This window comes from Psychromonas sp. MB-3u-54, assembly GCF_002836415.1.
In the GTDB taxonomy this organism is placed as follows: Bacteria; Pseudomonadota; Gammaproteobacteria; order Enterobacterales; family Psychromonadaceae; genus Psychromonas.
In genome coordinates this window covers 24665-30910 of sequence record NZ_PJBP01000089.1, presented here as the reverse complement: position 1 = coordinate 30910, position 6246 = coordinate 24665, and the positions used below count along the sequence as shown (strand labels likewise).

General features: G+C 39.3%; 6 protein-coding genes and 1 pseudogene. 1 reads left to right on the top strand and 6 read right to left on the bottom strand.

Going from position 1 to position 6246, the window contains the following annotated elements; genetic code table 11:
- A pseudogene (locus CXF72_RS02570) lies at positions 1 to 253 on the top strand (amino acid ABC transporter ATP-binding protein); the annotation flags it as partial.
- Positions 254 to 352: 99 nt separating this feature from the next.
- Here CXF72_RS02570 and CXF72_RS02565 read toward each other — a convergent pair.
- From CXF72_RS02565 to CXF72_RS02540, 6 genes are all read right to left on the bottom strand, one after another.
- Entirely contained in the window at positions 353 to 808 is a 456-nt protein-coding gene (locus CXF72_RS02565) for an ATP-dependent zinc protease family protein (protein WP_101036695.1), read from the bottom strand.
- A gap of 100 nt (positions 809 to 908) precedes the next feature.
- The gene (locus CXF72_RS02560; RefSeq protein ID WP_101036692.1) at positions 909 to 1922 is read right to left on the bottom strand and encodes a succinylglutamate desuccinylase/aspartoacylase family protein; all 1014 of its coding nucleotides are present in this window, start codon (positions 1920 to 1922) and stop codon (positions 909 to 911) included.
- A 13-nt stretch (positions 1923 to 1935) separates the two neighbouring features.
- Positions 1936 to 2844, bottom strand: coding sequence for a 30S ribosomal protein S6--L-glutamate ligase (gene rimK / locus CXF72_RS02555; RefSeq protein WP_101036689.1), 909 nt, complete (start codon positions 2842 to 2844; stop codon positions 1936 to 1938).
- Positions 2845 to 3440: 596 nt separating this feature from the next.
- Positions 3441 to 4325, bottom strand: coding sequence for a mechanosensitive ion channel family protein (locus tag CXF72_RS02550; protein WP_101036687.1), 885 nt, complete (start codon positions 4323 to 4325; stop codon positions 3441 to 3443).
- Between the two features lie 30 nt (positions 4326 to 4355).
- Positions 4356 to 5318 (bottom strand): zinc transporter ZntB, encoded by a 963-nt coding sequence (locus tag CXF72_RS02545; RefSeq protein WP_101036686.1) that lies wholly within the window; start codon positions 5316 to 5318, stop codon positions 4356 to 4358.
- 251 nt (positions 5319 to 5569) lie between these two features.
- Positions 5570 to 6244, bottom strand: a complete 675-nt coding sequence (locus CXF72_RS02540; protein ID WP_101036684.1) for an ABC transporter permease — start codon at positions 6242 to 6244, stop codon at positions 5570 to 5572.
- Between the last annotated feature and the right edge of the window lie 2 nt (positions 6245 to 6246).

Below are 6246 nucleotides of genomic sequence, written 5' to 3'. Positions count from 1 at the left end.
TTTTGACGAACCCACTTCAGCACTCGATCCTGAAATGGTATCGGAGGTACTGGATGTGATGGTTGAACTGGCGGGTGAAGGGATCACTATGATTTGTGTAACCCATGAAATGGGCTTTGCTAAAAAAGTGGCAGACCGGGTGATCTTTATGGATGCGGGACAAATTATCGAAGAGAATGAACCCCATGAGTTCTTTGATAATCCGCAATCGGATCGTTTAAAACTCTTTTTAGATCAGATTTTATCGCATTAAAAAAGCACTTAAAATCACATAAAAAAGGTTAAGCTACTTTTGCGCTTAACCTTTTTACGCTCCTCCTCACTTATATTCCTATAAAAAAGAGTTAAGGACTTATTTTAAGCTGTTTTTTAAACTGCTAGAGACTAAAAAAACACTCGACGGATCAACCAATATTCGTTTTTCCATCGCTTCCCTTCCCAATAGCATTAAATAACTCATATCTGAACGGTCAGTTAAGGTAATTTCAATGGGCCAGCTGTTATCGCCCAGGATCATCGGTGTTTTAATAACATAACGTTGCTCGGTGCTGCCATTTGAAGACTTTATCCTTCTGATGTCGGAGATTAATGCATTGCAGGGAACAATACATTCAACATTATGAATATCAGGGTGTATATCAAATTTTACCCAGGGTTTTCCATTTTTATAAAACTTCTTAATATTATCAACATGTAATGATGAGGTTTGAGCACCCGTATCGATTCTAACCGGTAAGTCATCAATCGCTAAATCTGGCAGTGAAATAGATTCCAGCCGGCCAATAATTATTCTCTTATTTGGTGTCATAAAATAGCCTATTTTTAAATTATAACGTCATCATTTTAAGTAAATAAGTGCCCTGTGCCGGCACCTTAATCTTCGCTTGAATGGCTATATATTTTATTGCTTACCCGTCAGATTCTACCTGGCCCTGTACATTTTCAATTTGTCCTGCGATTAAAGCATCATCCTCAGTAAAGTAGGCAATGTGATACATCGCCTCCCCTTCCTGCACTAAGGGAATATTTTGTTTTCCAATAATAATGCCCGCACGAGCGGCTGTCACAACATTAATGATCTCCCCATAGGGAGAACCAATTTCAGCTAAAAGATCACCTTTCTTAACCTGATCACCTAGATGGCGTTCATGATTAACGATGCCACTTGCATTCGCACGCAACCAACTGCTGCTGTTGGCGATAAAGGGATCAATTTTTTTACGTTTTGAAAGTTGTTTTTTGACCATGTTTAAATGCGCTAATACATTTAAAATGCCATTAATACCTAATCTAATTGAAAATTCATCAAATCGTAATGCTTCACCCGCTTCATAAAGTAATACTTTAGTATTATTTTCAACGGCGGCTTCTCTTAAGGATCCATCGACCAGATTTGAATTTAGAACAACGGGGGCATTAAAAATAAGTGCCAGCTCTTTCGTTTCAGGATCAGATAAATCCGCTCTAATTTGGGGTAAATTAGAGCGGTGAATCGCCCCCGTGTGTAAATCTATACCGTAATCACAATGCTTGACGATCTGGTTAAGGAATATATACGCGACTCGCCCCGCTAAAGAGCCCTTTGCTGACCCTGGAAAACTGCGGTTTAAATCACGACGATCCGGCATATAACGGCTTAGGTTGACCACACCGTAAACATTCACCATCGGCACTGCGATCAAAGTCCCGTGGGTCAGCTTAAAACTTTTCAACTTGAGTAAACGTCGAATGATCTCAATACCATTAAGCTCGTCACCATGCACAGCCGCGCTTATAAAGATGGTTGGCCCGGTTTTTTTAGCCCTTATTATGTGGACAGGTAAGGAAACATTTGAATCTGTGTACAACTTTGCGACAGGAAGATCTATTTTTTGATCTGTTCCAGGTAAAATATCAAAATCGCCAATGCGTAATACCGCCATGCTCAATCCTTAATCAGCCACGTCCACGGGTTTTATTCGAATGGTCGGTTTTCATGTTTTTTTCAAGAAATTCGTACACCATAGCGGCGATGTTTTTACCGGTAGCAGTCTCAATACCTTCTAAGCCGGGAGAGGAATTCACTTCCATCACCTTAGGGCCACTTTCCGAGCGTAACAAGTCCACACCACAAAAATTTAAACCCATGATTTTAGCCGCATTAATGGCTGTTTCACGCTCTATTTTGGTTAATTTAACCACCACAGCAGAACCACCACGGTGCAAATTAGAACGAAATTCGCCTTCAGCCCCCTGCCTTTTCATTGCCGCAACAACTTTACCGCCAATGACCAGGCAGCGAATATCTGCACCACCGGCTTCTTTAATAAACTCCTGCACCAGGATGTTGGCTTTGATCCCCATAAAAGCTTCGATAATACTTTCAGCTGTTTTAGCGGTTTCAGCCAGCACTACGCCAATCCCCTGAGTACCTTCCAGCAATTTGATAACAACAGGTGCGCCGCCGACATTTTTAATCAAGTCTTTAATATTATCAGGTTTACTGGCAAAACCCGTTCTTGGCATACCGATGCCTTTACGTGATAATAATTGCATTGAGCGTAATTTATCTCTTGAACGGCTAATTGCAACCGACTCATTAATATTAAACGTCCCCATCACTTCAAACTGGCGGGCAACGGCTGTCCCGTAAAAAGTAACGGAAGCCCCAATACGCGGAATAAGTGCATCGTACACAGGTAATTCTTCACCCTGATAGCGAACAGTTGGGCGGCTGCTGGTTATATCCATATAACAATGAAGTGTATCTATAATATCAATTTGATGCCCTCGAGCTTCGCCTTCCTCTTTTAATCTTTTTGTCGAATACAGATTTTTATTTCTTGATAAAATAACAATTTTCATAACCTTTCCTTTTAAATTAGCTTCAACTTAAATCAGTTAATTTTGTTTTTATGAAGGGCAGCCCGCCCTTGTTAAATTTCCGCGAGTTTAGGTGAAAATAGATCAATAGCAACATCATTATTTTGCTGTGTTTGACAAAAAACTTTTTCAGACAGTGGGTTAGATAAGGTGAATATTCTTTTCGAGTTTATATGAAAATTTGAGTAAATTAATATCCAGATTCTATATTTGCAGCTACTTACACAATTTGTGATTAATACCAAAAGAACTAAAAAGGTGATCACCCTTGCTGGTTAAAATCATCCCTAACCGCGTTGTGAGTTTTATTCAGAACGTCCTGTTCTTCACCACTTTGTGGCCAGCTAAAGCTGTTCAAAATCGTTCCAGACGATTTTGTGAAGGAGAACAACGCTCGAATGCAACTCTCGCCTTGTTAGTGCTGATTTTTCCTTCTCAATAATTGATCACTTCATTAATTCCTTTGGTATAACAATAAACAGAGTATTTATTGTTAACCACATTGTAATATTATTTTTTTACAACACCTTATTATGACAACAGCAGCAAAATGGCATCTCATCAAGTTGTTGCTGTTATTATAGTTCATCAGCGACTTTTAATGGATTTTTAAGCAGCGTTAAACTGCCGTCTATATGGAGATCGCGTTGTGGGAATGCCACCACAATATTGTGCTCTGCAAAGAGCTCATCAAGACGAAAACGGACGTTACTTCTGACCGCGCGTAAACTGCCATCGATGGTTGCATTTATCCAGAAGTTGACCTCAAAGACCAAAGAGTTGTCAGAAAAATCTTCAAAAGTAACCACGGGTGGCGGATTTTCCAAGATAATAGATTGCTCTTTAGCCGCGCGCATAATTAAAGCCGCAACCTGTTTGGCAGGTGAACCATAGGCAACCCCAACAGACACAGAGGTGCGCATAATATGATCAACAAGTGTTCTGTTTACCACGGTATTTTCTAACAATTTACTATTGGGGATCAGCAGATGAACGCCATCAACTCGTCTAATTCTTGTTGAGCGAGTATTAATTTCCTCCACTACTCCTTTAGCATTATCAACTTCTAAATAATCTCCAATGCGAATCGGTTGTTCCCACATTAAAATCCAACCGCTGATAAAATTGTTAATAATGTTTTGCGCACCAAAACCAAACCCGATTGCGATCGCGCCGGAGAGAAAAGCAAAAGCGGCAATAGGTACATTAATTAAATCTAAGACAGTGATCAATAAGATGGAAATGGCTAATACATAGATGATTCTTCTAATAAGATGAATCTGATTAGGATCCATATTTTTGGCAAGCATGCGCTTTGATATAAAATTTGTGACCCCTTTAGTCAGCAAATATCCGATAAACAGCACCAATGGTACAATAAGCCATTGACCCACGGTGATTGTCTGCCCCACGATCGAGATAGTTGGGTAGTTTAATACATTAAGCAGATCTTCTAGTTTCATTTTTATATAACCTGTTGATAAATAAAAATTTCAATACCATTTATTTCTTTTTAAAATAACAATCTGGGCAATAATAATTAACAATAAAAATCCAATAAATAATGTAAATGCGTTGGGGTTATCAACACCGGGTAGCCCGCCAACATTGATACCGAGTAACCCGGTCAAAAAACCTAAAGGAAGAAAAATGGCGGTAATAATAGATAAAACGTACAGCCGGCTGTTTAACTGTTCATTTAGTTTATTGGCAATTTCCTCCTGTACTACTATTGCTCTATCACGGATGGAATCGAGATCTTCAATATAACGCATTAAATTATCCAGTGCTTCACGTAGTTCAAAACGTTGTTCATTACTGAAGAAAACGTATTTTTCATTTTGCAGCTGCATCATAGCTTCCCGTTGAGGTGCGAGATAACGACGTAACGCAATAATCTGTCTTCTTAAATCGACTATGTCATTTCTTAATATATAAACATTTTTTTCCAGAATTTTTTCTTCTATATTGGCTAATTTTTCCTCAATATCATTAATAGTATTACTCATTCGGGAGATCAATTCTGAACTAAGTTGAGTAAGCAATTCACAGGCAGAGATAGGCCCGTTTCCTGACTCAATGTCGTACGCTATTTTTTGTGCTGAAAGCAAAGTACGTCGTCGAGTGCTGATAATCCTATTCTGATCTATCCAGATCCGGATCGAGACCATATCTTCAGGATCACTGTCGGGAGATAAATTGACCCCGCGTAATGAAATAAGAAAACCATTATCAATAAAAGTCGCACGAGGTCGTGTTTCTTCATTTAACAGAGCGGCAATGACAACGGGGTTTAACTGACTGTGGTTTTCGATCCAGTCCTGCGTTTGTGTAAAAGTGTAATCAAAATGCAGCCAATAACTTTTATTGGAATCAAGCATAGTAAGCTTCTCAATATGCCTGATGTCTTTATGTTCATTTAAGTAATATCCGTAGATCAATCCAGCATCTTTCATAGTATAACTCCGTATATTCAGCCCTATCAGGGACTAAAAATCAGCATCTTAAACAGCTATTATGATATTACTACTTTTATTTATATCAATAATAGCAATAGCTTATAAATTATAGAAGTGAAAGGCAGTTAAGCAAAAATTAACAGGGAAGATAAAAGTATATAGCCAAACGACTTGCCGATGCAGATTCCTGCATCTTCAAGTAGTTTGGGCTGATAAATGGGCTTCAGTTTACGGAGAGTAAATAAAATTTAACGAGTTGAGTAACGGCTTTCCCATTTTTTAAAAGCAAAAATGACCGAGAATGTCAGGCACATATATAACAAAGCCGCGCCGAAATAAGCCTCAAAGGGTGCGTAATAACGCGCATTGACTACCCGCGCAGCACCGGTGATATCAACAATAGTGACGATACCGGCAATAGCACTACCATGAATCATAAAGATAATTTCGTTACTGTAAGCCGGCAGCGCACGACGTAGCGAATTTGGCAGGGTTATACGGCGTAAAATTTGACCTTCACTCATGCCGTAGGCTTTAGCAGCTTCTAATTCAGATTTTGGCATTGTCGAGATAACACCCCTTATTATTTCAGCAGTATAAGCCCCCGTATTGAGTGTAAAGGCCAATAGAGCGCAAAACCACGCTTCCTGGAAATAGTGCCATAACCAAGTTTCATGAATCAAGTCAAACTGTGCCGCACCGTAATAAATAAGAAACAGTTGCACCAACAGGGGCGTTCCCCGGAAAAAATACATAAAAGACCAGGCAGGCCCCTTAATCAACCAGTTTTCACTACTGCGCAAAAGCCCTACCGGCACAGCAATAAACAAGCCCAGTAACAATGAAAGTGCCACTAACCACACCGTGGTCCATAAACCCGCAAGGTAAAACTGGTATTCGTTAATAAATATTGAAAAATCCATCT

Excerpts from the sequence above, each read along its gene's own strand:
- CXF72_RS02560 (WP_101036692.1), bottom strand. The coding sequence starts at position 1,922 with ATGGCGGTATTACGCATTGGCGATTTTGATATTTTACCTGGAACAGAT.
- CXF72_RS02565 (WP_101036695.1), bottom strand. The coding sequence starts at position 808 with ATGACACCAAATAAGAGAATAATTATTGGCCGGCTGGAATCTATTTCA.
- rimK (WP_101036689.1), bottom strand. The coding sequence starts at position 2,844 with ATGAAAATTGTTATTTTATCAAGAAATAAAAATCTGTATTCGACAAAA.
- CXF72_RS02550 (WP_101036687.1), bottom strand. The coding sequence starts at position 4,325 with ATGAAACTAGAAGATCTGCTTAATGTATTAAACTACCCAACTATCTCG.
- CXF72_RS02540 (WP_101036684.1), bottom strand. The coding sequence starts at position 6,244 with ATGGATTTTTCAATATTTATTAACGAATACCAGTTTTACCTTGCGGGT.
- CXF72_RS02545 (WP_101036686.1), bottom strand. The coding sequence starts at position 5,318 with ATGAAAGATGCTGGATTGATCTACGGATATTACTTAAATGAACATAAA.